Origin of the sequence: Paenibacillus sp. FSL H8-0104 (assembly GCF_038050215.1) — a bacterium.
Classification (GTDB): domain Bacteria; phylum Bacillota; class Bacilli; order Paenibacillales; family Paenibacillaceae; genus Paenibacillus; species Paenibacillus amylolyticus.
The window spans coordinates 2,959,568-2,982,713 of the sequence record NZ_JBBOTC010000001.1; the positions used below are offsets into that span (position 1 = coordinate 2,959,568).

The following is a 23,146-nucleotide window of genomic DNA, read 5'->3' on the forward strand; positions in this document are numbered from 1 at the left end:
TGAAAAGTAACTTGATTTTGAATTCATATATCACTAAGGAGTTGTAACCATGGAGATTTGTTCTGTGAAACAGATCAGTAAAATCTACAAAGGCATCGTATCTTATGAAGCGTTATCAGGTATTGACCTCAGTATTCAGGAAGGTGAGTTTGTTGGCATCATGGGACCATCGGGTAGTGGCAAAACAACGCTGCTGAACATGATCTCAACCATTGATCACCCAACATCAGGCGAACTGCGGATTGCAGGAAAGAATCCGTTTGAATTGAATCAGGACGAACTCGCGCTGTTCCGGCGCAAAGAGCTTGGATTTGTTTTTCAATCGTTCAATCTGTTAAATACACTGACAGTCAAGGAAAACATTGTGCTGCCACTGACTCTTGACGGTGTTTCGCTAGCAGAGATGAACACACGTGTCGAACAGCTGGCAAGCAAGTTGGGGATCGAGGGTATTCTGAACAAACGGACATATGAGATATCAGGAGGACAGGCACAGCGTACGGCCATTGCCAGAGCGCTTATCCATTCCCCGAAGCTGATTCTGGCCGATGAGCCAACAGGCAACCTGGATTCGAAGGCGGCAAGAGATGTCATGGAGATTCTCGAAACTCGCAATCAGGAGGATCAGGCTACGATGCTGCTGGTCACTCATGATGCAGTAGCTGCAAGTTATTGCAGTCGGGTTGTCTTTATCAAGGATGGCAAACTGTATAATGAAATTCACTACGGCGATAATCGCGCAGCCTTTTACCAGAAGATTATTAATGTATTATCCCTAATGGGAGGTTCAGGACATGAATTTTCGCCAGTTCGCCATTAATAACGTTGTTCGCAATAAACGAATTTATCTGGCTCATTTTCTGAGCAGTACATTTTCCGTTATGATCTTTTTTACTTACGCATTGCTCCTGTTCCATCCTGATTTGAAAGCGGGGTTAAAGGGATCAAGTGGGACGGTTACGTTGCTTGCAAATCAGGGGTTTGTGATTGCAGAGATCATTATATTCATCTTTTCATTCCTGTTCCTGCTCTACTCCGTTGGTTCATTTCTGAAGACGCGCAAGAAGGAATTTGGTATTTTCCTGATCATAGGCATGACACGTAAGCAGATGAACAGACTTCTGTTTATGGAGAACATGTGTATCGGATTAGCTTCCATCATTACCGGGATTGGACTCGGAATTATTTTCGGCAAATTGATTCTGCTGATCTGTGGCTCCATGCTGGCTGTTGAGAACAGTCTTCGATTCTATTTTCCGCTAAAAAGCATTGCCCTGACGGCAGGTGCATTTCTGCTGCTGTTTGTTGTGATCGCGATGTCCTCATCCTTGCTCATTCGCAAAGGAACTCTCATTGACCTTGTGAAATCAGAGGAAAAACCGAAACCGGAACCCAAAGCCTCACGTCTACTCGCCTTGTTATCCGTATTGTTGATTGGTGGGGGTTATGCAGGAGTATTCACTTTTGTATGGATAAGCTTCTCCTTTCCGTTATTACTCGCAAGTGTCGTGGTTGTTATTGCAGGTACGTACTTTCTGTTCACGCAGCTCAGTGTATACATCATTCGGGCACTGAAAAGAAATCCAAGGTTGTTTTTCCGTAAAACCAATCTGCTCTTCCTATCTGAACTTACCTATCGAATGAAAGATAACGCCATCATGTTTTTCATGGTAAGTATCATCTCGGCTTCTTCATTTACGGGAATTGGCACCATGCTTGCTATTGCTGACCCGGGGTTGTCGTCCATGTCGAATCCGTACGCATTCAGTTATATGAATAACTGGTATACTCCAAACTCCGAGCGACATATTCGGCAGATTGAAGAAACGTTGATTGATAATCAAGTTCCCTACGTGAAGGGCAGTTATGCTCCTATAGGTGAAAATAATAATGGGAATATTATCAAACTGAGTGATTATAACCGTCTTGCGAAGGCACTGGGGTATGAAGAACGTACGTTGAAACAAATCGATGAGTCATTTATGACACCAAGCAATTTGGCGATGCGCAAGGAGTACCGTGAACAGGTTGAAAAAGGAGCCTCGGGAGGAAAGATCAATCTGGAGGTTGATAATCAGCACATACCTGTCCAGCTATCGACACCTGGTACCGATATTGTGATTCCTTTTCAATATGAAATTTATCTCTACGTCGTAACCGACGAATTGTTTAATAAGATGAGACCTGCGTACAACGAGGAAGTTGGCATGCCTGAAGGTTTCTATTCGAGTCGAACGATACAATTTATCGTGAAAGATTGGATGGGTACACGCAGCTTTGCTCCTGAATTGATCAAATCCATTCAAGATGATCATTCCGAAAAAGGTTATTACGAGGTCAGCGCGCTTGTGGTGGATTGGCTTAATTCCAAGCAGACCAATGGCATCATTCTAATTTTGAGCGGCCTGATCGGCATTGTTTTCTTCACCTTTGCAGCAAGTTTCACGTATTTCAGACTTTACGCAGATCTAGAACGGGATGAAGCGCAGTATCGCATGATTGGCAAAATGGGACTGAGTCGTCCCGAACTCCGTAAGATCGTAACAAGGCAGCTATTGCTTATGTTCTTCCTGCCGATTCTGGTGGCGGTCATCCACAGTTCGGTTGCCTTTGTGGCGTTGCAGCAACTGGTTGATTTCTCGGTCTTTGGATACAGCCTGCGCATCTTCTTGGTGTTTGCTTCCATGCAGATTTTGTATTTTGCACTCGTGCGCTGGCGGTATCTGCGTCACATGTATTCCAAATTAGTCTAAAATAGCATGGCCCAACAGACACCGGACTCATCGCTCGGTGTCTGTTGACTTTTCTAGCTGAGGCACAGTACTATTTCATTAGATACAGAATGTATCATTACATAGTTTTTCAAGCAGTTAGAAGGATGGAGTTACAGAAATGTCAGGCCGGTGCCTGAGAGGGAGGACATATCATGAGTATCACGATGTCTCGTGGACAAGCTTACATTCAACGTTTGAATGATGAGCGGAATGTATGGCTGGACGGAGAGCGTATCCAGGTAACTGGGCATCAGGCCTTTCAGGGAACACTTCAAACCATAGAAGGATTGTTCAATCTGGTGGATGACCCGGAGACAAGGGAAATCGTGGCCTATTGGGACGAACAGACGGGAAGTTACGTGCATCGCTCTTTTCTTGTGCCTCGTTCACTTCCTGACGTGAACTGCAGGGCGGATGCTTTTCGGCTGTGGGCCGATCGGACGTACGGAGTGATGAGCCGATTGTCTGATTATGCCCGATCCCGGCTGACCGGTTGGTATGCAACACGACATGAGATGACAGCGCATGACCCGGCATTTGCAGGTAAAATATCCGCATATTTTGAACAAGCCAAGCGAAACGATGCATTCCTGACAATTGTACAGCGTGACCCGCAGATTAATCGGTCCTTGCCTGTTAGAGAAGATGAGGATGCCATGCTGCGAATTGTCAAAAGGAATACGGAGGGCGTTGTGATCCGCGGGGCCAAAATGGTGGCAACAGCAGCGCCTTATGCGGATGATATCATTGCTTATCCCGTTCAACGAATTCCAGGCCACCTGCCAGAGCTGGCCCATATGGTAATCGTAGCTGCGGACAGTCCGGGTTTGCACATGATGTGTCGTGAATCTTTTGCCACAAAAGATACAGATAAATCACATCCACTCAGTGCGCAGTATGATGAGATGGATGCTGTATTATTTTTTGATGATGTATTTGTACCCTGGGAACGTGTATTACTGCACAATAACCCTGAAGCCGTATGGCAGATTCGCTGCAATACAGCTTCGGCCAGTCTGGCCTATCATCAGAGTGTCATTCGATTACACTCGAAACTGGAGTTCATTACAGCCGTGACCTCATCCATTGCCAAGGAGATCGGGGTGGACTCTTTCCTGAATGTACAGGAACAACTCGGAGAGCTGATCAGTCAGATGCAGACCATCGAGGGACTGATTATTGCTGCTGAAGCACAGTCCAAGCCGGACGCATTTGGCAACTGGCTGCCGGAATTCAAATATATTGAAACCGCACGTAATCTGGGCAATCGCTATTACCCCCGCGCGGTGGAGATTTTGAAGACCATTGCTGCGGGTGGTCTGATTCAGATTCCTTCAGGTACGTTTGAGATGAATGAAATGATGGGTTCCATGATTGGCAAATATCTTGGTGGAGTAACGATGCAAGCCCCGGAGAAGATTCGTCTCTTTCAACTCGCATGGGAACTAACAGGAAGTCCACTCGGAGCAAGGCATGATCTGTATGAACGTTTCTACGCGGGTGATCCCGTGCGCAATCGGGCGAACCAATATGTGCAGTATGACAAGGAAAGCTTATTGGGGAAAGTTGAGCCGTGGCTTCGTTCGCTTAAGGACTGATCTGATGATCTAATACAAATGCTCCGAATGAAGATTGAAAAGCCTGAATGAAGAACGAAAAGCTTGAATGTAGGCTGAAAACAGCCCTTTTTTAGTTAATGCCTTGGCATGAGCCAGGGCTCTATTTCTATTTATTTAGATTATCTTTAGAAATGATTTAGGTTGAATTAAGAGACGTAGTATATAGTAATAATGTAGAGATAGGCATAGAGTATAGGAAATGAGAGGAATATCATGAGATACACCGTATTAATTGCAGATGACGAACCAGAGATTGTTGAACTGCTTCAACTATATCTGGAGAAGGACTATACCATTAAAACTGCGGTGAATGGAGCCGAGGCATTACAATGCATACGTTCAACACAGATCGATCTGGTCATACTGGACATCATGATGCCTGTAATGGATGGATTGCAGTTGATCAAACAGATCAGAGCCACATATCACATGCCTGTACTGTTCCTATCCGCTAAAAGTCAGGATCACGATAAAATCCTTGGACTTGGACTTGGGGCAGACGATTATATAGCGAAGCCGTTCAACCCGCTTGAGATTGTCGCCAGAGTAGAGGCGTTGCTCAGAAGAGTTAATCAATTTGATGCAGCGGAGATCCCCGAAGCGAAAGAACAGAATCTGGTATTAGGTGAGCTGACGCTGGATCGATCCCAATGTATCCTTTTTCGTTCAGGAAGTCCTGTAACATTGACCTCTACAGAGTATAAAATTATGGAATTGTTGCTTGATCAACCTGGCCGAGTGTTCACCCGTAAAAAAATATACGAAGCGGTCTGGGGCGATTATTATGCACACGAGGACAGCACGATTATGGTACATATCAGCAACATTCGGGAGAAGATCGAGCGTGACTCCAGACAACCGGAATATCTCAAAACGATAAGGGGACTGGGATACAAAATTGAAGCGCCCATGGAAAGCTAGAGAAAAGCGACTGTTGCAGACATCCCTGACTTTGGACTTCTTGCTGTTCAACTTCTTTTTGCTGTTACTGGTATTGATTGTGTACCTTATGGTTTCACTTGATGTCGTGGATTTTCGCATTTCGGATCAGGTGGTAGACCCGAATCTGAATGTTGAAGCCCACATGTATGTGGAGGAGCTGGAGAACGAATTTTATTCCGGTGGAGGTTCGGTGTCGAAAGGCAAAGACACAGAGATTCAACGTCTCAAGGATAGCGGGGGCTGGATTGAAATTCTGGATGCGAATCGCAATGTCATTCATCATGTGGGAGACAAGCAAGATGCGATCACGCAATACAGTGAAGCTGATCTATATGATGGACTGGAAAATCGGAGTGACCAGGAATACTATTATTCGATCACTCCTCTCTCGACAGAAGGAGCGGCAGCGTATGTATTGCTCAAAATCCCGCGTGATCTGGTCAGCGTGCGAATTAATGATAATCAGTTGATTACTAATCTGAAACATCCATTATCCTTTTACATTATGATTGGCATCGGTTTGGTTTTATTATTGATCTTTGTCTACAGCTACTGGGTCGCACGGAGAATCAAAAAACCACTCAGTATCCTCTCCTCGGGTCTTACGCAGATGATACAGGGGAATTATAGTACACGGATGTCGATCTCGGCCGAGAGGGAATTTGTCCAGATTGGTGAGACCTTCAACTACATGGCGGACGTTATTGAGAACACCTCTGCGGAGAAACGTTACGCCGAAGAGAGCAAACAGCGACTGATTGTAGACTTATCACATGATCTGAAGACACCGATAACATCCATACAGGGATATGCGCAGGCATTGGTGGAAGGACGTGGAGAGGACAAGGACAGGCAGCAAAGATATCTGGGATACATCTATAACAAGTCTGTTCAAGTTGCACGCATGATACAGAATATGTTGGAGTTGCTCAAGGTGGATTCGCCCGATTTTCGCATGCATATTCAGAGAAGAGAGATTGGAGAATTCCTGCGCGAGATTATGGCAGATACCTATGGGGAGATTGAACAGAAACAGTTTGTCCTTCATGTACTTGTTCCTGATGAGGTGATCTACGCGAGGTACGATCCGGAGCTGTTATCCAGAGTCATCCAGAATCTGATTACCAATGCTCTGTCTTATAATCCAATCGGGACCGAACTGCGCGTCGAACTCATTCCGCTTCATACCCATGTGGTGATTGAAGTGGCAGATAACGGAGTGGGCATACCTCAAGAACTATGGTCAACGATCTTTGACCCGTTTGTACGAGGGGATGAGGCGCGGACAGCGACCGGAGGCACCGGACTTGGTTTGTCCATCGCACGACGTAATACGGAGAAAATGGGCGGACGGCTGATCCTTTCCCGGCGTGGGCGAGAGACCACCGTGTTTAGCATTGAGATTCCAAATTAAATAAGAGAAGAAATGTCCATGTGGAGGGAAATATTTTGTTCAAAGTAAATACGTTTGTACGGTTCAGTATTGCACTGGCGCTGATATTGGTTAATATCTATTTATTATCACGTGTAAGCTTCATCTTTCAGCCGCTCGTCACCATGATCACGGTCATTACCGTGCCGATGATGTTGTCGGTGTTCTTTTATTATCTGCTAAGGCCGCTTGTGAATTATATGGAGAAAAAGAAAATAAATCGCACGCTAAGTATTTTGCTAATCTATCTGGTTATTGCTATTCTGGGAGTGTTCTTCATCATTGGTTTATGGCCATCGTTACGTGAGCAACTGATCAATCTGGTCGATAACGCACCAAGTTTAATTAATTCATTAAGTGACCAGCTCAGAGAGCTGGAGCAAAATGGTGCCATTCAGGCCTTGTTCCCTGAGGGCTCGACACCTTTCTCCCAGATCACGGAGTATATCAACAAAGGATTTAACTTTGTAACCAACTATGTAAGTGGATTTTTCTCACTTGTTTCCAGTTTTGCGATCATCTTGTTTACACTACCGATTCTTTTGTTCTATATGCTGTTACAAGGCGAGAAATTTGGTCGTAAATTGGCACATATCGCTCCAAAACGTTTCCAAAATGACAGCCGTGATGTTGTAATTGAGATTGATCAGGCGTTGAGTGGTTTTATCGTGGGAAGAGTTTTGGTCAATCTGGCGCTGGGTGTATTGATGTATATCGGTTTCCTCATCATTGGACTGCCGTACGCATTACTGCTCACGGTAATTGCGGTCATCATGAACTTTGTTCCGTTTATCGGAGCGATTGTGTCGTCCGTACCTATTGTGATCATGGGTCTCGTGGTATCACCATCGGTTGCCATCTGGTCTCTGATTATTATTCTTGTCGCTCAGCAGATTCAGGACAACCTGGTTGCACCGTACGTATTCGGCAAAAAGCTGGATATTCACCCGCTCACGACCATCATTCTGGTGTTGGGTGCAGGCGACCTGGGTGGAATTATTGCCATCCTGATTATTATCCCGGTTTATATGATCGTTAAAATTCTTTTGGTTCGAATCTATAACATGTTCTTCAAGGACAAATGGCAGAATGCATAGAATTTAATTATTCGAAGGAGTGGAGCACATGTCTGAAATTATCGAAAAACAATACAATGAACCTGAATATATTGCACCTCAATCTGTTCAAATGGGTACCATTCACATCTCGAATGATGTGTTATCCAAGATCGTGGGGATGGCCGCTCAATCAACGGCTGGTGTATCCTCCATGTCCGTTGGACTGACTGAAGGGATTGCCAAGAGTATTAGCGGCAAGAGTCTGCAAAAAGGGATTGACGTACACGTCAAAGACGAACAGGCAACCATCCAGCTGCGCATCAACATTCAATATGGCAACAAGATGCACGAGGTCTGCCGTGAACTTCAACATAATGTTCAACAGGCTGTAGAACAATTAGCCGGCGTCATGGTCGATGAAATCAAAGTGCAAGTTGTTGGCATATCCATGCCGGAGATGGTATAAACCAATGAAAAGAATGTAAGGAATAACGTTTGTAAGGATAAACGATTAACAAAAACAGCACCTTCCCAATTAATAACTTAACTGGGAGGGTGCTGTTTTATGTTTGCGATAATAGGTGGGCGCTTCACCCATCACTTTTTTGAACATTTTGGAGAAAAGCAATTGATCGGTGTAGCCCACAGAACGGGCAATATCGCCAATGGTCAGACCGGGATCAAGCGTTAGTTCGGCTGCCCTGCGCATCCGATAATGGACCAGATACGACTGAATACTGCTTCCCATCTGGTCCTTGAACAGAGAGCACAGATAACTGCGCTGCAAACCGACATGGGCGGCGATGGACTGAACGGTAATGGCATTGGCATAGTTCATTTCAATGAAGTCCATTACCTGCGTTACATACGTTTCCTTCGAATAATCCGGCATGGGTTGAAGATGCTCTGAATTAGCCTGATCAATCAAAATAGAGAAGAATTGATACAGTAAACCAGTCATGCTAATCTCCCAGCCTTTATGGGTATTGCGAGAATTGATCATTCGGTGCAGGCAGGATCGCATCTCGTCATCCTCATTACCCAGTTCAAAGATCGGGTGATGCTCGGACAGACAGGCCTGCTGTAAAAAGGAAGAACTATTGCTGCCTTGAAATGCAACCCAGCTGTATTCCCATGGATCATCCTGATCTGCTTCGTAATGCACGACGGAATGCGGAACGATCAGAAATCCTTGCCCTTTGTGCAGTGTATACTTTTTGCCACCAACTTCGAAGGTGCCTTTGCCATTCAAAATATAATGAATTTTGTAATAGTCTCGCATGGCAGGGCCAAAGTGGTGACCTGGTGTACATGCTTCCGTACCATAATGAAGGAGCTGTAGCTCCTGAAAATGATTGTTTTTGAACATATACGTAATCAAGGGTATTCACTCCTGTACGATTTCGTCTCATCTTGCATTTTAACATACTAAATAGTTGAAAAGATTAATTATTTAACATTAGTATATATAGATAACAATCATTATTCCATATGTTCAAAGTGAAATGCCATATCGTTTATCCAGGAAAATGTCTAAGATGAAAAGGAATTCAACAAACCTTACAGGAAAGTGAGAATAACGATGCCCTATACTGCGAGTGAACAACGATATGATGAGATGAAATATGTACGTTCCGGCAAATCCGGAATCAGACTTCCGCAAATTGCGCTGGGTTTATGGCAGAACTTTGGTGGCAACCGTACATTGGATATTCAGGAAGAAATGATTTTGCGTGCCTTTGACCTCGGAATTAACCATTTCGATCTGGCGAATAACTATGGTCCACCTCCAGGATCAGCGGAAGAGAACTTTGGCGTGATTTACAAAAAACATCTTCGTCCTTACCGGGATGAACTGCTTATCTCATCGAAGGCAGGCTACCATATGTGGAATGGACCTTACGGCGAGTGGGGCTCCCGTAAAAACCTGATTGCCAGTCTCGATCAAAGTCTTGGTCGGATGGGACTGGATTATGTAGACATTTTCTATCATCACCGTCCAGATCCGGACACGCCATTGGAAGAAACGATGACGGCATTGGATCATATCGTGCGGCAAGGTAAAGCATTGTATGTGGGCTTATCCAATTATAATGCAGAACAGACACAAGAAGCGGTGACCATTCTTCGTCGTCTGGGTACGCCATGTCTGGTTCATCAGCCAAACTACTCGATGTTAAATCGCTGGATTGAAGACGGTTTGCAGGACGTACTGGATGAGCAAGGCGTAGGTTCCATTGCGTTCTGTCCACTCGGGCGCGGTCAGTTGACGAATAAATATGTCGATAAGATCAAGGAAGAACGCGTCAATCCAACAGGAAATTTGAAAAAAGAAGCATATACGGACGAACGGATTGCCAAGTTCGATGCACTTCAGGCGGTTGCGGAGCGAAGAGGGCAGACGATCTCTCAACTGGCTCTGAACTGGATTTTGCGTGGTAACCGTGTAACTTCTGCATTGATTGGGGCAAGCCGTGTGTCCCAGATTGAAGAAAATGTAGCTGCGCTCAGCGCACCGGATCTGACAACGGAAGAGTTGAATGAGATCGAAAGCATTTTGGACGGAATGGGTAATTATCCGTGGTAACATACACAGTATAGCTGTGTGAAAATTATAGTTAGGTAAAACTAATGTAATATAAATGAAGAATGAAAATGGCGCCTACCTGATCAATCAGGAAGGCGCCATTTTGTATATGTCATTTTCATTATAGGATAAGATCTATTATAATAGTTCATTAATTGACCTATGTTTATTTTTTTCAGAATGAACCTAGTTCATAGCACCTGGTCCTAGGATTTAGGGTATAATATATAGAAGCTTTACAATTGAACTACGAAGGAGAGGCTCCATTTGAACTTTGAACAGTGGATTTCGCCTGAAAGCTATAACCTGACATCCGAGATGGAGAATCATCCATCAGACCGGATTGCACTTAGATGGCTCAGCGATCAACGAGAATTGGAAGAGATCACGTATGGTGATTTATTCAAGCAGGCGAATCGTCTTGCTGGAGGTTTGCGTGAACTTGGACTAGAGAAGGGTGATCGGGTGTTGGTCATGGTACCACGCCGTATTATTGCCTATGTCATTTATATTGCTTGTCTGAAATTGGGGATTGCCGTTATTCCTTCCTCCGAGATGTTACGGGCAAAAGATCTGGAATATCGTCTGCGTCACTCTGAGGCGCGGGCTGTTATTGTATGGTCCGAGACGACCTCAGAAGTGGAAAAGATGGACGCGGATCTGCCGTCACTGGCACATCGCATCGTGGCATCACCGAATGAAGAAGTTAGCGTACCTGCTGAAGGTTGGGTCAATGTGCATCAGTTAATGCAGAATCAACCCGACGAGATGGCTGCGGTGGAGACTCATCGTGATGATACGGCTATCCTTGCTTATACTTCGGGCACAACTGGTAATCCCAAAGGAGTTGTACATAGCCACGGTTGGGGATATGCCCACCTGCGGATCGCTTCTTCATTATGGTTGGATATTCAACCTTCAGATACCGTATGGGCAACGGCTGCACCTGGCTGGCAAAAATGGATCTGGAGCCCGTTCCTGTCGGTACTCGGAAGAGGCGCGACTGGACTGGTCTACAATGGATCATTCCAGCCCAAGCGTTATCTGGAACTGATGCAGGAACATCAGATTAATGTCCTTTGCTGTACACCAACCGAATATCGGTTGATGGCCAAAGCAGATGATCTTGGACATTATGACCTGTCTCATCTGCGCAGTGCTGTTTCAGCGGGTGAACCGCTCAATCAGGAAGTTATTGAAATCTTCCAGCGTCATTTTGACCTGACTATTCGGGACGGATATGGACAGACCGAGAGCACGTTGTTAATCGGCAGTCTCAAAGATGCGCCTGTACGTATTGGCTCGATGGGTCAGTCAATTACACCTGGATTGATTGAAATTATTGACGATGAGGGACAACCTGTGCCTCCGGGTGAAGTAGGAGATATCGCGGTACACAAAGAGATGCCAGCTTTGTTCCGGTCCTATTATCAGGATGAGGGACGGAAGGAAGCGAGTCAGCGTGGCGATTATTTTGTAACAGGGGACCGTGCACGCAAAGACGAAGAAGGATACTTCTGGTTTGAAGGTCGCAGTGACGACATCATCATCAGTTCGGGTTACACGATTGGACCATTTGAAGTGGAAGAAGCACTCATGAAACACGCCAGTGTGAAGGAATGTGCGGTGGTTGCAAGTCCGGATGAGATCCGTGGCAATATTGTCAAAGCTTTTGTCGTGTTGAGAGACGATTCACTGGCTTCACCGGAACTGATGCGTGAACTGCAACACCACGTCAAGGAAATTACAGCACCTTATAAATATCCACGCAAGATCGAATTTGTTACGGATCTGCCAAAGACCAACTCTGGTAAAATCCGCCGGATCGAGTTACGCGAACAAGAAAAACGTAATAGTTAGATCATTTTGTATAGATGAAATTTTGGGAATTGTGCCTGCGTAGTGAAAGAGAAGGAATCGATTCTGCAGAAGCGAAAGCGGTCGTACAATATATGAAACAGGAGTGAACACAACCATGAGTCAATTTGAACAAACCTTTGAAAAGTCATTGGAACAATACGCAGAACTAGTTGTTAAAGTTGGCGTGAATATTCAAAAAGGACAGGATCTGCTCGTTACTGCACCGATCGAAACGCTTGAATTCACACGTCTCATTGTGCAAAAAGCCTATGCGGCTGGTGCAAACTATGTACAAGTGGACTTCGATGATGACAACATTACCCGCAGTCGTTTTGAGCATGGTTCCAATGACAGCTTTGACTATTATCCAGCGTGGAAAGCGGATATGATGGAGAAGTTTGCGGAAGCAGGTGGCGCTACCCTGACGATTAAAGTTCCAGATCCTGAACTGTATAACGGAATTGACTCCGACAGCGTTTCCCGTGCTACCAAGGCAGCTGCACACGCACGTCGCGGATATGCCAAATACACACGCAACCATGAAATTAGCTGGTGTCTGATTAAAGCACCGACCAAGGCTTGGGCGAACAAAGTATTTGCCGACATCCCGGAAGAAGACCGAATCAACGTGATGTGGGAAACGATCTTCAAAATGAACCGTGTAGATGGCGGAGACGCCGTACAAAATTGGAGAGAACATCTGGATACCCTGAATACCATGAGTGATCTCCTGAATAAAAAGAACTATAAGAGCCTGCATTACCGTGCGCCAGGTACAGATTTGAAAATTGAATTGGTCCACAACCACATCTGGGGTGGCGGTGGTAGCGAAAATAAACAAGGTGTATACACCGTTGCCAATATGCCAACTGAAGAAGTATTCACCATGCCTAAACGCAGCGGAGTGAATGGATATGTCAGCAGTACCATGCCTTTGAACCTGAACGGACAACTTGTAGACCAGATGAGAATCACATTCAAGGATGGACAGGTTGTAGCGTTTACGGCAGCATCCGGTGAAGAGCATTTGAAGAACCTGTTTGCCACCGATGAAGGAGCACGTTATCTGGGTGAGGTCGCACTAGTACCACATGACTCCCCAATCTCCAACCTGAATCGTATTTTCTACAACACAGGTATTGACGAAAATGCATCCTGCCACTTGGCTGTGGGAAGTGCGTATCCATTCAACATGAAAGATGGCACAACCATGTCGAATGAAGAGTTACTGAAGCATGAGTGCAATGTGAGCTTGACTCACGTTGATTTCATGATCGGTTCTGCTGAACTGGATATCGATGGTGAGTTACAAGACGGTACAATCGAGCCGGTATTCCGTAAAGGCAACTGGGCATTTTAATATCTTAACAAGTCTTAACTAGCTAGTAGTAACAGTCGTTAACAAAAAAAGTGACTTCAACCTGAAGTCACTTTTTTTGTTTCCTCGTAACATGAATTACACGAGTTTTACAGGCACACATATTTCGCAATAATGCTGATTAAGCAGTTCCCAACGATATCGTTCTATAACCGGCTTGTTATCCATCCGATAACCACTTGTTTGTAAATGAGGGATGATCACATTCCATGCCTGCTGAATAGCTTCTGCCGTATGTCTCACCTTGCAGATGAGATAATCTCCGCCTGATAACTCGCCAATCTCAACAAACTCATCTTCCAGACGTTCAGATTCAGTGATAACAATACAGGCATCATATCTACATTTTTCGGGCGGTGTGGTAGTTGGGTCATCTTGTGGAATACCGAATAAAATTGCTGCTTCATTAAGCAGTTGTTTTTTGTCTGCCCATTGTTTCAGCGTATTCATCGCTTGAGCATTGGCAGGCCCATACGGACCAACTTGTCGCACATAGGCGATACGATATGACGTGAGGTTTTCGATAACCATTTCCATGAAAATCTTCCTCTCTGTACGATTTCTCTTACATATTGGATGCTAACATGGTATAAAAGAATTTGCTTAGGTAATTGTTGAATCCCGGCGACGAAACTCATAGAATAGTGATAATATGTTGGAAGACTGTTCCAATAGAGCAAAACGAGAGGGGGAGGGGTTATAACATGGATATTACTTATGCCTTCACGGATGAACATTTCAGGCAAGTTGTGTTGGATCGTTTTTGTGATCAGCGGGATTTCATCCAGGAGAGAGACGTTTGTGAGGTTGAGATATTAGAACTCTCAAATCACAATATTAGCAATCTTGATGGAATCGAGTATTTCAGGGGTCTTCAAGAGCTGGATTGTGCCTATAATCAATTGACCGGTTTGGTTCTAGCTCAGAATCACAAGCTGAGGATATTACGTTGCAGAGAGAATCAGCTTCTTACACTGGACCTCAGTTCCAATTTGGAATTGCAAGTGCTGGATTGCAGTTTTAATCGACTTCGCAAATTGGATCTTTCTCATAATCCCAGGCTTGTAATGGTGGAGTGTCATTGGAATATGTTATCGGAGCTGGCTTCGGAGCCCCTTGAGCAGTTGGAGGAACTTAGTTGCAGTTATAACGCTCTTTTCTCACTTGAACTTGAACACAATAAGCAACTGCGACGACTTGATTGCGCCAACAATTACATGTTGGAACTTGATGTAACCGGTTGTCCAAACTTGATTGAACTTCGTTGTAACCACAACCATATTAAACAGTTGGATTTTCGTTCAAATATGGTTTTAGAGAGTGTCCGTTGTTTTAACAACCATATTAGCAAGCTGGATATTCGCCATAACGTACAACTAAAAGAGTTGTACTGTTCCGAGAACAAATTAAACGAGTTGGATTATAGCGCTAATCCCAAGCTGGAAAGACTGCAGTATGCAGATAATCTAATGTTTGAATCCAATCATGAAGTTCCGGGTATGGGGTTGTTTCAGTATGACGTCTCGATGTCCAACTATCAGATGAGCTTACTTATTCAGGATAAAGAACTGGTAGTCACTGCACAGGTTTCAACCAAGACAGAGATGGAAGCCTTATCCTCATATATGGAAGAGACGTGGAAACGTTGGGACATGCTTGGTGAGCAGGCACTTAAAACCATTGCCGAGGCTCATCCGGACGAAGATATCAATACATTGATTTTGGCTGATGCAGAATTTCAGGGAGATCAATATTTCCGATTGGGTTATGATGCGGGGGATACACCTGCTGGTCGACTGTACATATATGCGGAGTTTGACGATGAATTTCACATGTTGGATACGTTGATCTATGAAACGTATTAAAGCCACGAGATCGTGGCTTTTTTGCTGTGTTGAACTAAAGATTATTTACACTGACACTACGATGACAGAACAACCTTCCAATCGCTGTTATCCCCAGATTTTAATTCCATTCCTTTTCTAAAGGGGAAAATCCGGGGATAAAGGCGCACGCTTCGCTTTTTCAGGTTTTTTCTGTCCTCTCCGTTATCGTGTAAATGTTAGTTCAACTTATATAATTGGTTATATTATATGTTATTCAGCGTGCATTTTGTTAAAGCTAACATATTCGTTAATCGGTTTACGGTAACCGCGTGGGCGCTGTTTGGCTTCCGACTTTTTGCCGATGGTGATCAGCATAACGGGTACGTAATGGTTAGGGATTTCCAAACTCCGTTGCAATTCTTCCGAGTCAAAGCCAATCATTGGACAAGTGTCCCAACCGCGATCCTGAGCGATCAGCATCAATTGCATGGCAGACAGGCTGGCATTGCGAATCGCATCCTCACGTTGGAAGAATCTGCCGCGAGATTCGTAAAATTCGGTGACACTTTGGGATTCCTGCTCGTATTGGAACGGAGTAAGAGCGCCTAGGTTCAGCAGGCCTTCGTTAATCGTGCGGATATGATGATGCGCGTTGACGTCGCCCAATACCACGATGACTGCAGAAGCTGTTTTTACCTTATATTGCTGGGAAGCCTCATAGACTTTCTCTTTCTGTTCCTCGTCTTTAATCACAAGATAGTGCGTGTGTTGCAGGTTAAAGGCAGATGGTGCAAATTTGTTCAGGGCAAACATTTCTTGCAGTTCCAAATCCGAAATTTCAATTCCTTCTTCAAAAATAACGGCCGATCTACGGTTTTTGACTAGATTCTCCAACTCACTCATGGTGGTTTCCCTCGCTTATGTATAATTTATAAACTGACTATAACACACTTAGTTACTTTATGTAAGTATTATTTTAGAATAAGACAAGGATTGTCTGCCATACGCTAAAATAAAACACTAGAGGTGATTCATGAAAGCATTGATCGCAAGGTATATGGGAGGACATGACCCTCATGAATTTCGGGTATATGTGATCCAATCTTCGACGTTAAAACGTTTTGTAGTCGTGGAGATTATTCTAGGCCCTATCGTGTACAATGTCGCACTTTATTTGTGCCATAATGTAATACTTGCTGGAGTAGGCTCTTGGGCTGGAACAGAAGGTCTGAAGAGACTGCCACTGGTCTTTAGAAAAATCGTTGGGACATGATGAAGTGTGTAAATGAAAAATTGAAGCAGAAGAGGGCCAGTTGCGGCCCCATCTTCTCCTTCAGTCATGTTATCTATAGTCACGCTTCTTTTATCTAAACACATAATTATAACTGTCTAAGCTTTGGGTTCAAACTTGCCTTATTTGGCACGTTCCAAATACTGCTCCAGCGTAAGTTTCTGGTTGGTAATCTCACCAGCAATATATACTCCGACATAACGTACATGCCATGGCTCATAGGAGTAACCAGTCAATTTCTCCTGATCTTTGCCATAACGGATGATGAAACCGTACTTGTGGGCATTGGCTTTCAGCCATTTGCCTTCTTTGGTGTTGCCAAAGCTTTGCTGAAGATCATAACCAGCCGAAGCGCTGGAGATATCCATGGCTAGACCCGTTTGATGTTCGCTTTGTCCTGGCCGAGCACTTGTTTTATTGGCAACAGCTTCACCTTTGATGCTGGCATTACGGTCAAAGATCGATTTTTGGGTCGCATAAGAGCGATAGCCAGACACCGCTTTGATATCGATGCCGTCTTTTTTAGCAGCGGCAAATAATTTCTCTATCGCGGTTGCGGCCACTTTACGCATCTGTTTCTTCGGACTGGAACCTGAGAAGCTAAAAGGAATATTAGGTACAACCAAATCTTGTGGTGTATAAGTTGAAGGCAGATTTCTCTTTTTATTGACAAGCACAACTGTACTGGACACATTGGTCACAGTTGCCACATTTTTAATCGTTTTGATCGTACGACCAGGTGCATTATCATGCAGAAATTGAGTGAAGCTGGAGCTTGCAGCAGACGCGACGGGATTCAGGCTTGAAGTGATGGGAAACGTAGTAAAAGCAGAACCTGCTACAACAGAGCCTACGAGAATTGTAGATATGATGGATTTACGAGTAAAAGGTTTCATGATGTGTGTTCCTCCTCGGAATATATGAATCTATATACCGAGTATACTAGAGGATTATATCCATAGGTTCTCCAATTGTTTCCGAGTTGTAAACAAAGTTTGCTAGATTCTTCTTCTTCTTCAACTCTCGTAGAGGCAGTATACATGAAAAAGCCGTTGCATTAGATGCAACGGCTTTCGATGTGAAGAGAGATAATGCTAGATTACTCCAAGTATGCTGGAGACTGTGTTATAGCATGCAGGCGTCGGATCCACCGGAGCTTCCCGCAGTTACTGCACGGGTGTCACGAACGCGTACGTTGGCGCTGAGCACACCAGAATCACTGCTTAATTTGAAAGAAGGATAATTCTCTTCTGTATCCAGCTTCATGTGTTGTTCTAGGTTCAGCTGCTGCTTCGGATCAACATAGAACGGAACCAGATTGGTTTCAATCTGCGCGTCGAGAGCCGCAAGTTCATCAACAATGATAATAGCGATAACTCCGTTACATCCGCAACCTTCCAAGTCATAGATCACTTTGAAATATCCAGGTTGGTCATTCAGGCTTTCCGTCAATCGTTTTGCTGCCAAATCTGTAATTTGAATATACATATAGGTACACTCCTTTATATGTGGTCATGGTTGGTAAATGGTAAAAGAATTCATTCATCTTCTATTCCCATTATACCACTTTGGCAAAAATCAAAGCATTTATTTTCTTGACTGATCAGTCTGGAAAAGGTATTCTTTAGTTAATGAATAGGGAGGTGAGGTCTGAAATTGGGAAGAGCCAAGGAGTTCGACACGGAGACTGTTCTAAGAAAAGCAACGTCTGTATTTGGAGCGTACGGTTATGAAGGTACATCTTTGAGCTTACTGCTGAGTGAACTTGGCATTGCGCGGCAAAGCCTGTATGACACCTACGGAACTAAACATGATTTATTTGTCTCTGCTCTTAAATTCTATATTCAGCAGAAGACAGAGGCGGGGATCAGACTATTAAATGAATGTACAAATGTGAGGCAAGGCGTGACGGAGTTGTTCAACGAAGCGGTTAACGTGTTGACAGACAACGAACGTCGTAATGAATGTTTCATCATTAATAGCGCGGTTGAACAGGCACCACAAAATCACGAAATCGCGGCCTTTATTCAAACCACTAACCAACAAATGGAAGATGTTTTTCATACTGCGCTGTTACGAGGCCAGAGGAGTGGCGAACTGAGGCATGCAGAGGAAGAATTGCCCGGTCTTGCCCGTTTTCTGAATTATTCCCGACTCTCATTGACCTTTACGGCGAAGAGCGGTGCAAGTACAGAAGCGCTGCGAGATTTTGTACAGATGACCCTAAGGGCTATGGATTAGCGTTTTACATGATTCGAGTAAGAATTCTTTACGTTTTCTTGAAAATGGACGCTTAAGGCGTTTATTTTTTGACTATTATAGACCGATTGGTCTGGAAAAAGAACACGAAACAAACTGAAGGAGGAAATAAGGATGACACAATCTCAGCAGTTGGAAGAGGGCAATAGTATACCGTATCGGATCATGCATGGATTTACTCAATTGCTACTGGAGGGAAAACTAGAACAATGGTTGGAGTTATATACATCTGACGCTATTTTCGAATTCCCATATGCACCAGCAGGATATCCTCAGAAACTGGAAGGCAAAGCCGCAATTACGAATCATCTTCATAATCTACTGGGGATGATTGAAATTCAGCAGTTTTCTGAACCGGTGATCTTGGCTGATTCCACGAAACAACAGTTTGTGGCTGAATTTACTTGTAAAGGGCGTTCATTAGTTACAGGCAAGCCTTACAACCAAACGTACATCTCTGTAGTGAGCCACTCTAATGGAAAAATTACACATTATAAAGACTATTGGAATCCGATGGTCGTACTCGAATCGGACTTAGGAGGAAACAAGCATGATCAATGATAAACCGTTGACACTTATTACCGGAGCTAATGGAAAGACAGGAAGCCGTGTTGCGGCCATACTTCAAAAGCATCATTATCCGGTGCGTTTGGCAGGAAGAACTAAACCATCTCTTTCTGGTTCTGCCGATAATTATGTCTATTTTGATTGGTATGATTCCGAGACATATGCGCTGGCGCTGAAAAATGTGAATCAGGTGTACCTTGTTGTGCCAGCAATGGATATGAGCCCAGAAAACGCCATGATTCCATTCATCAAGGAAGCATTGTGGAACGGCGTTAAGCGATTCGTTTTACTTGGCAGTGCTTCGATCGATGAGAATGGTCCTATATTTGGCAAAGTACATCAGTATTTAAAAGCCTATGCTCCTGAGTGGTCTGTATTACAGCCTTCCTATTTTATGGAGAACTTTACGGAGGGACCGCATCGGGAGACAATAAAGCAACTCGGGAAAACGTACAGTGCTACGGGTGAAGGGAAAATTGGATTTGTTAGTGCAGATGATATCGCGGCGGTGGCCTTCCATGCTCTGACAGATGTAGTTCCTCATAATACGGAGCATATCATTACAGGGCCGGAGTCGTTGTCCTACGGACAGGTTGCAGACATCATTAGTCGTGTACTGGGTCAGTCCATCCAGCATGAATCTTTGTCCGATGATGAATTGAGGAACAGCATGATTCGCGCAGGAATGTCAGAAGAATACGCTGCTGCCCTCGCAGGACTGGATGTGCCTATCCGGGAGGAGGGAAGAGAAGATCAAACGACGGATACGGTGAAAAAAATAACGGGGAATAGCCCGATTTCATTTGAGCAATTTATTCAAAATCATATGGAAGTATGGAAATAATGGAAGAAACATTTTCATATTATGAGAAGACGGTGCCTAGTGCCCGTCTTTTTGCATATCTACCAACATGTTGGCATCGTTAATTCAAATATATATATATCCCTAACCAGGGACACTACGGAAAGCAGTGATTATACGAACACACTTTTGGGGAAATAGATGAAGATGAATGTTAGGGCGTGTCTGAAACACGCCCTAGATAAAGGGGCGAAGAGAGCGAATGATTCAGTTCGAAAATGTATCGAAACAATATCCTGATGGAACAACGGCTTTGCGTCAGGTTAACCTCAACATTAACAAGGGAGAACTGTTTGTCATGATTGGTCCGAGTGGATGTGGCAAAACCACCATGCTCAAAATGATCAATCGTCTGATTGAGCGAACAGATGGAACAGTGCGCATTAATGAACGCCCAATCGATGAATACAACATTCACGAATTGCGCTGGAATATCGGATATGTGCTGCAACAGATTGCACTATTCCCGCATATGACAATTGCCGAAAATATCGCAGTTGTTCCTGAACTGCGAAAATGGAAGTCAGATCAAATCAAGGAGCGTGTACATACGTTACTGGACATGGTGGGTTTGCACGGAGATACGTACAGTGAGCGTAAACCGTCCGAGTTATCTGGAGGACAACAGCAGAGAATTGGTGTGTTGCGTGCACTCGCTGCCGATCCCGAGATCGTTTTGATGGATGAACCGTTCAGTGCACTCGATCCAATGAGTCGGGAGAAATTGCAGGACGATATTCTGGATATCCAACGTCAGATGAAAAAAACAATTGTTTTTGTCACCCATGATATTCAGGAAGCGATGAAGCTGGGGGATCGCATCTGCATTATGAAGGATGGGCAGGTTTTGCAGGTGGGTACCCCGGAAGAACTGATCCGACAGCCAGCTAATGATTTCGTACGTGAATTTGTTGGAAGTCCTAACACCGATACGAGTTCACAATCTGATTTTGATCTCGAATCCATCATGTCACCACTCTCACCGGGTCATGTGCCAAAATCAGCCAAAACCGCCGTTCCTGTATCCATTACGTTGACGGAGTTAGTTGATATCATGGCTTCCCATGACCATCTGCTGGTTGAACGTAACCGCCAGATTATTGGCGAGATCAGTCGAGTTGATCTGATGAAATACTGGTCTGGTCAGTTACAGGAACGAGGTGAAGGACATGAGTAGATTCACGGAGGTGTTCAGTGAGCGCAAAGGTCAGTTGTTGTCTGCTCTCCTGGAACATATTCAGATCTCATTTATCGCATTGTTCTTTGCTGTCCTCATCGCTATTCCGCTAGGTATATACCTTACACGCAAACCAAGAGTGGCTGAACCCATTATCGGGGTTACGGCTGTGTTGCAGACGATACCGTCCTTGGCGCTTCTCGGATTGCTCATCCCGTTATTCGGCATAGGCACACTTCCTGCAATTATTGCATTGGTGGTGTATGCGTTGCTTCCTGTACTCCGCAACACGTACACGGGCATATCCGAAGTTGACCCTTCCATGGTCGAAGCGGCGAATGCGATGGGCATGAATAGTCGTCAACGGCTTATCAAAGTGGAACTGCCACTGGCGATGCCTGTCATTATGGCTGGAATTCGGACCGCGATGGTCCTGATTGTAGGAACAGCCACACTTGCTGCCTTGATCGGCGCAGGAGGTTTGGGGGCATTAATCTTGCTGGGCATTGATCGCAACGATACGGCACTGATCATCCTTGGAGCCATTCCGGCAGCCTTGCTGGCTATTTTGTTTGATGTACTATTACGTCAGTTCCAACGGTTATCCTTCAAGAAAACATTGGTTACCCTTGGTTCGCTGGCAATAATCGCGATACTTGCGATTACCATTCCCTTCGTGGCACGTGGTGGTCAGAAGGATCTCGTCATTTCCGGGAAATTGGGGGCGGAACCCGAAATTCTCATTAATATGTACAAATTGCTAATCGAAAAAGATACAGACCTGACCGTTGAACTAAAACCCGGATTAGGCAAAACGCCATTCCTTTTCAATGCACTCAAGTCGGGTGATATTGATATCTATCCTGAATTCACTGGGACAGCCATCTCCGAATTCATGAAGGAAACGGCAGTGAGTACCGATCGGACAGAGGTGTACGAACAGGCAAGAGATGGAATGCTGAGCCAGTTCAACATGGTGCTGCTGAACCCTATGGATTACAACAATACGTATACGTTGGCCGTTCCAAAGAACATCGCAGATCAATACAATCTCAAGACCATTTCGGATCTCAAACCGGTGGAACAGCAGATGAAGGCAGGATTTACCCTGGAATTCTCGGATCGGGAAGACGGTTACCTAGGCATTCAGAAGAAGTATGGGATTGAATTTCCGAACGTTGCGACAATGGAACCGAAGCTTCGCTATGGTGCTGTTCAACGTGGCGATATCAATCTCGTAGATGCCTACTCCACAGATAGTGAGTTGAGACAATATGAACTTGTTGTGCTGGAGGATGATCAGGAGTTATTCCCACCGTATCAAGGCGCGCCGATGCTTCGTCAAGAAACGGCAGATCAATATCCACAACTGGTTGAGGTGCTGAATCAGCTTGCTGGCAAAATTACGGATGATGAGATGCGTCAGATGAACTATGACGTGAACGTAGAGGGAGCGAATCCTGAACAGGTTGCAGCAGAGTACCTTAAACAGGCTGGATTGCTGTAACTGCAGG

General features: G+C 44.6%; 22 protein-coding genes. 17 read left to right on the forward strand and 5 right to left on the reverse strand.

The window, feature by feature from the left end:
• Nucleotides 1–49: 49 nt before the first annotated feature.
• The 7 genes from NST38_RS13435 to NST38_RS13465 all read left to right on the forward strand — a co-directional run bounded on the left by NST38_RS13435 (nucleotide 50) and on the right by NST38_RS13465 (nucleotide 8,291).
• Nucleotides 50–820 carry an ABC transporter ATP-binding protein gene (locus NST38_RS13435; RefSeq protein ID WP_036608600.1) on the forward strand — a complete coding sequence of 257 codons (771 nt, stop codon included), beginning with the start codon at nucleotides 50–52 and terminating at the stop codon, nucleotides 818–820.
• The gene (locus NST38_RS13440; protein ID WP_047842722.1) at nucleotides 795–2,753 is read left to right on the forward strand and encodes an ABC transporter permease; all 1,959 of its coding nucleotides are present in this window, start codon (nucleotides 795–797) and stop codon (nucleotides 2,751–2,753) included. The genes NST38_RS13435 and NST38_RS13440 overlap by 26 nt, the downstream gene beginning before the upstream one ends.
• Nucleotides 2,754–2,926: 173 nt before the next feature.
• The gene (locus tag NST38_RS13445) at nucleotides 2,927–4,372 is read left to right on the forward strand and encodes a 4-hydroxyphenylacetate 3-hydroxylase family protein (protein WP_083684214.1); all 1,446 of its coding nucleotides are present in this window, start codon (nucleotides 2,927–2,929) and stop codon (nucleotides 4,370–4,372) included.
• A 234-nt stretch (nucleotides 4,373–4,606) separates the two neighbouring features.
• Nucleotides 4,607–5,314, forward strand: a complete 708-nt coding sequence (locus tag NST38_RS13450; protein ID WP_036608597.1) for a response regulator transcription factor — start codon at nucleotides 4,607–4,609, stop codon at nucleotides 5,312–5,314.
• Nucleotides 5,292–6,749 (forward strand): sensor histidine kinase, encoded by a 1,458-nt coding sequence (locus tag NST38_RS13455; protein WP_076249525.1) that lies wholly within the window; start codon nucleotides 5,292–5,294, stop codon nucleotides 6,747–6,749. Before NST38_RS13450 ends, NST38_RS13455 begins: the two co-directional genes overlap by 23 nt.
• A 35-nt stretch (nucleotides 6,750–6,784) precedes the next feature.
• A complete protein-coding gene (locus NST38_RS13460) occupies nucleotides 6,785–7,864 on the forward strand; it encodes an AI-2E family transporter (RefSeq protein ID WP_036608593.1) in 1,080 nt (359 codons plus the stop codon).
• Nucleotides 7,865–7,892: 28 nt separating this feature from the next.
• Nucleotides 7,893–8,291 (forward strand): Asp23/Gls24 family envelope stress response protein, encoded by a 399-nt coding sequence (locus tag NST38_RS13465; protein ID WP_076249524.1) that lies wholly within the window; start codon nucleotides 7,893–7,895, stop codon nucleotides 8,289–8,291.
• Between the two features lie 69 nt (nucleotides 8,292–8,360).
• On the opposite strand, the gene NST38_RS13470 is transcribed toward NST38_RS13465, so the two are convergent.
• Entirely contained in the window at nucleotides 8,361–9,206 is an 846-nt protein-coding gene (locus tag NST38_RS13470) for an AraC family transcriptional regulator (RefSeq protein WP_076249523.1), read from the reverse strand.
• Nucleotides 9,207–9,407: 201 nt separating this feature from the next.
• On the opposite strand from NST38_RS13470, the gene NST38_RS13475 reads away from it, so the two are divergent.
• From NST38_RS13475 to NST38_RS13485, 3 genes are all read left to right on the forward strand, one after another.
• On the forward strand, nucleotides 9,408–10,412 hold the full coding sequence (locus NST38_RS13475) for an aldo/keto reductase (RefSeq protein ID WP_076249522.1): 1,005 nt from the start codon (nucleotides 9,408–9,410) through the stop codon (nucleotides 10,410–10,412).
• 267 nt (nucleotides 10,413–10,679) lie between these two features.
• The gene (gene mbcS, locus NST38_RS13480) at nucleotides 10,680–12,272 is read left to right on the forward strand and encodes an acyl-CoA synthetase MbcS (RefSeq protein ID WP_179087809.1); all 1,593 of its coding nucleotides are present in this window, start codon (nucleotides 10,680–10,682) and stop codon (nucleotides 12,270–12,272) included.
• Between the two features lie 115 nt (nucleotides 12,273–12,387).
• A complete protein-coding gene (locus NST38_RS13485) occupies nucleotides 12,388–13,632 on the forward strand; it encodes an aminopeptidase (RefSeq protein WP_036608587.1) in 1,245 nt (414 codons plus the stop codon).
• A gap of 96 nt (nucleotides 13,633–13,728) precedes the next feature.
• Here the strand turns inward: NST38_RS13485 and NST38_RS13490 are convergent, their stop codons facing one another.
• Entirely contained in the window at nucleotides 13,729–14,187 is a 459-nt protein-coding gene (locus NST38_RS13490) for an AraC family transcriptional regulator (RefSeq protein WP_076249521.1), read from the reverse strand.
• A gap of 167 nt (nucleotides 14,188–14,354) precedes the next feature.
• On the opposite strand from NST38_RS13490, the gene NST38_RS13495 reads away from it, so the two are divergent.
• Entirely contained in the window at nucleotides 14,355–15,515 is a 1,161-nt protein-coding gene (locus NST38_RS13495) for a leucine-rich repeat domain-containing protein (protein ID WP_076249520.1), read from the forward strand.
• Nucleotides 15,516–15,746: 231 nt separating this feature from the next.
• Here the strand turns inward: NST38_RS13495 and NST38_RS13500 are convergent, their stop codons facing one another.
• A complete protein-coding gene (locus NST38_RS13500) occupies nucleotides 15,747–16,379 on the reverse strand; it encodes a nitroreductase family protein (protein ID WP_047842731.1) in 633 nt (210 codons plus the stop codon).
• Between the two features lie 130 nt (nucleotides 16,380–16,509).
• Between NST38_RS13500 and NST38_RS13505 the strand changes: the two genes are divergently transcribed.
• Entirely contained in the window at nucleotides 16,510–16,749 is a 240-nt protein-coding gene (locus NST38_RS13505) for a hypothetical protein (RefSeq protein WP_235193803.1), read from the forward strand.
• Between the two features lie 140 nt (nucleotides 16,750–16,889).
• On the opposite strand, the gene NST38_RS13510 is transcribed toward NST38_RS13505, so the two are convergent.
• Together NST38_RS13510 and NST38_RS13515 are read right to left on the reverse strand one after the other, a co-directional pair.
• On the reverse strand, nucleotides 16,890–17,663 hold the full coding sequence (locus NST38_RS13510; protein ID WP_076249519.1) for a M15 family metallopeptidase: 774 nt from the start codon (nucleotides 17,661–17,663) through the stop codon (nucleotides 16,890–16,892).
• Between the two features lie 229 nt (nucleotides 17,664–17,892).
• A complete protein-coding gene (locus NST38_RS13515; RefSeq protein WP_076214772.1) occupies nucleotides 17,893–18,255 on the reverse strand; it encodes an iron-sulfur cluster biosynthesis family protein in 363 nt (120 codons plus the stop codon).
• Between the two features lie 168 nt (nucleotides 18,256–18,423).
• Here NST38_RS13515 and NST38_RS13520 point away from each other — a divergent pair, with 168 nt between their 5' ends.
• From NST38_RS13520 to opuFB, 5 genes are all read left to right on the forward strand, one after another.
• Nucleotides 18,424–19,008: a TetR/AcrR family transcriptional regulator gene (locus tag NST38_RS13520; RefSeq protein WP_076249518.1), complete on the forward strand. Its 585-nt coding sequence runs from the start codon at nucleotides 18,424–18,426 to the stop codon at nucleotides 19,006–19,008.
• 132 nt (nucleotides 19,009–19,140) lie between these two features.
• Nucleotides 19,141–19,587 carry a nuclear transport factor 2 family protein gene (locus tag NST38_RS13525; RefSeq protein ID WP_076249517.1) on the forward strand — a complete coding sequence of 149 codons (447 nt, stop codon included), beginning with the start codon at nucleotides 19,141–19,143 and terminating at the stop codon, nucleotides 19,585–19,587.
• Nucleotides 19,577–20,437 (forward strand): ergot alkaloid biosynthesis protein, encoded by an 861-nt coding sequence (locus tag NST38_RS13530; RefSeq protein WP_076249516.1) that lies wholly within the window; start codon nucleotides 19,577–19,579, stop codon nucleotides 20,435–20,437. The genes NST38_RS13525 and NST38_RS13530 overlap by 11 nt, the downstream gene beginning before the upstream one ends.
• Before the next feature lie 220 nt (nucleotides 20,438–20,657).
• Nucleotides 20,658–21,632 (forward strand): ABC transporter ATP-binding protein, encoded by a 975-nt coding sequence (locus tag NST38_RS13535; protein WP_076249515.1) that lies wholly within the window; start codon nucleotides 20,658–20,660, stop codon nucleotides 21,630–21,632.
• On the forward strand, nucleotides 21,625–23,139 hold the full coding sequence (gene opuFB, locus NST38_RS13540) for an osmoprotectant update ABC transporter permease/substrate-binding subunit OpuFB (RefSeq protein ID WP_076249514.1): 1,515 nt from the start codon (nucleotides 21,625–21,627) through the stop codon (nucleotides 23,137–23,139). The genes NST38_RS13535 and opuFB overlap by 8 nt, the downstream gene beginning before the upstream one ends.
• Nucleotides 23,140–23,146: the final 7 nt, after the last annotated feature.

Bases quoted from the DNA above. Each gene is read 5' to 3' on its own strand.
- NST38_RS13435 (WP_036608600.1), top strand. From the start codon at position 50: ATGGAGATTTGTTCTGTGAAACAGATCAGTAAAATCTACAAAGGCATC.
- NST38_RS13440 (WP_047842722.1), top strand. From the start codon at position 795: ATGAATTTTCGCCAGTTCGCCATTAATAACGTTGTTCGCAATAAACGA.
- NST38_RS13445 (WP_083684214.1), top strand. From the start codon at position 2,927: ATGAGTATCACGATGTCTCGTGGACAAGCTTACATTCAACGTTTGAAT.
- NST38_RS13450 (WP_036608597.1), top strand. From the start codon at position 4,607: ATGAGATACACCGTATTAATTGCAGATGACGAACCAGAGATTGTTGAA.
- NST38_RS13465 (WP_076249524.1), top strand. From the start codon at position 7,893: ATGTCTGAAATTATCGAAAAACAATACAATGAACCTGAATATATTGCA.
- NST38_RS13475 (WP_076249522.1), top strand. From the start codon at position 9,408: ATGCCCTATACTGCGAGTGAACAACGATATGATGAGATGAAATATGTA.
- NST38_RS13485 (WP_036608587.1), top strand. From the start codon at position 12,388: ATGAGTCAATTTGAACAAACCTTTGAAAAGTCATTGGAACAATACGCA.
- NST38_RS13490 (WP_076249521.1), bottom strand. From the start codon at position 14,187: ATGGAAATGGTTATCGAAAACCTCACGTCATATCGTATCGCCTATGTG.
- NST38_RS13495 (WP_076249520.1), top strand. From the start codon at position 14,355: ATGGATATTACTTATGCCTTCACGGATGAACATTTCAGGCAAGTTGTG.
- NST38_RS13500 (WP_047842731.1), bottom strand. From the start codon at position 16,379: ATGAGTGAGTTGGAGAATCTAGTCAAAAACCGTAGATCGGCCGTTATT.
- NST38_RS13505 (WP_235193803.1), top strand. From the start codon at position 16,510: ATGAAAGCATTGATCGCAAGGTATATGGGAGGACATGACCCTCATGAA.
- NST38_RS13510 (WP_076249519.1), bottom strand. From the start codon at position 17,663: ATGAAACCTTTTACTCGTAAATCCATCATATCTACAATTCTCGTAGGC.
- NST38_RS13515 (WP_076214772.1), bottom strand. From the start codon at position 18,255: ATGTATATTCAAATTACAGATTTGGCAGCAAAACGATTGACGGAAAGC.
- NST38_RS13525 (WP_076249517.1), top strand. From the start codon at position 19,141: ATGACACAATCTCAGCAGTTGGAAGAGGGCAATAGTATACCGTATCGG.
- NST38_RS13530 (WP_076249516.1), top strand. From the start codon at position 19,577: ATGATCAATGATAAACCGTTGACACTTATTACCGGAGCTAATGGAAAG.
- NST38_RS13535 (WP_076249515.1), top strand. From the start codon at position 20,658: ATGATTCAGTTCGAAAATGTATCGAAACAATATCCTGATGGAACAACG.
- opuFB (WP_076249514.1), top strand. From the start codon at position 21,625: ATGAGTAGATTCACGGAGGTGTTCAGTGAGCGCAAAGGTCAGTTGTTG.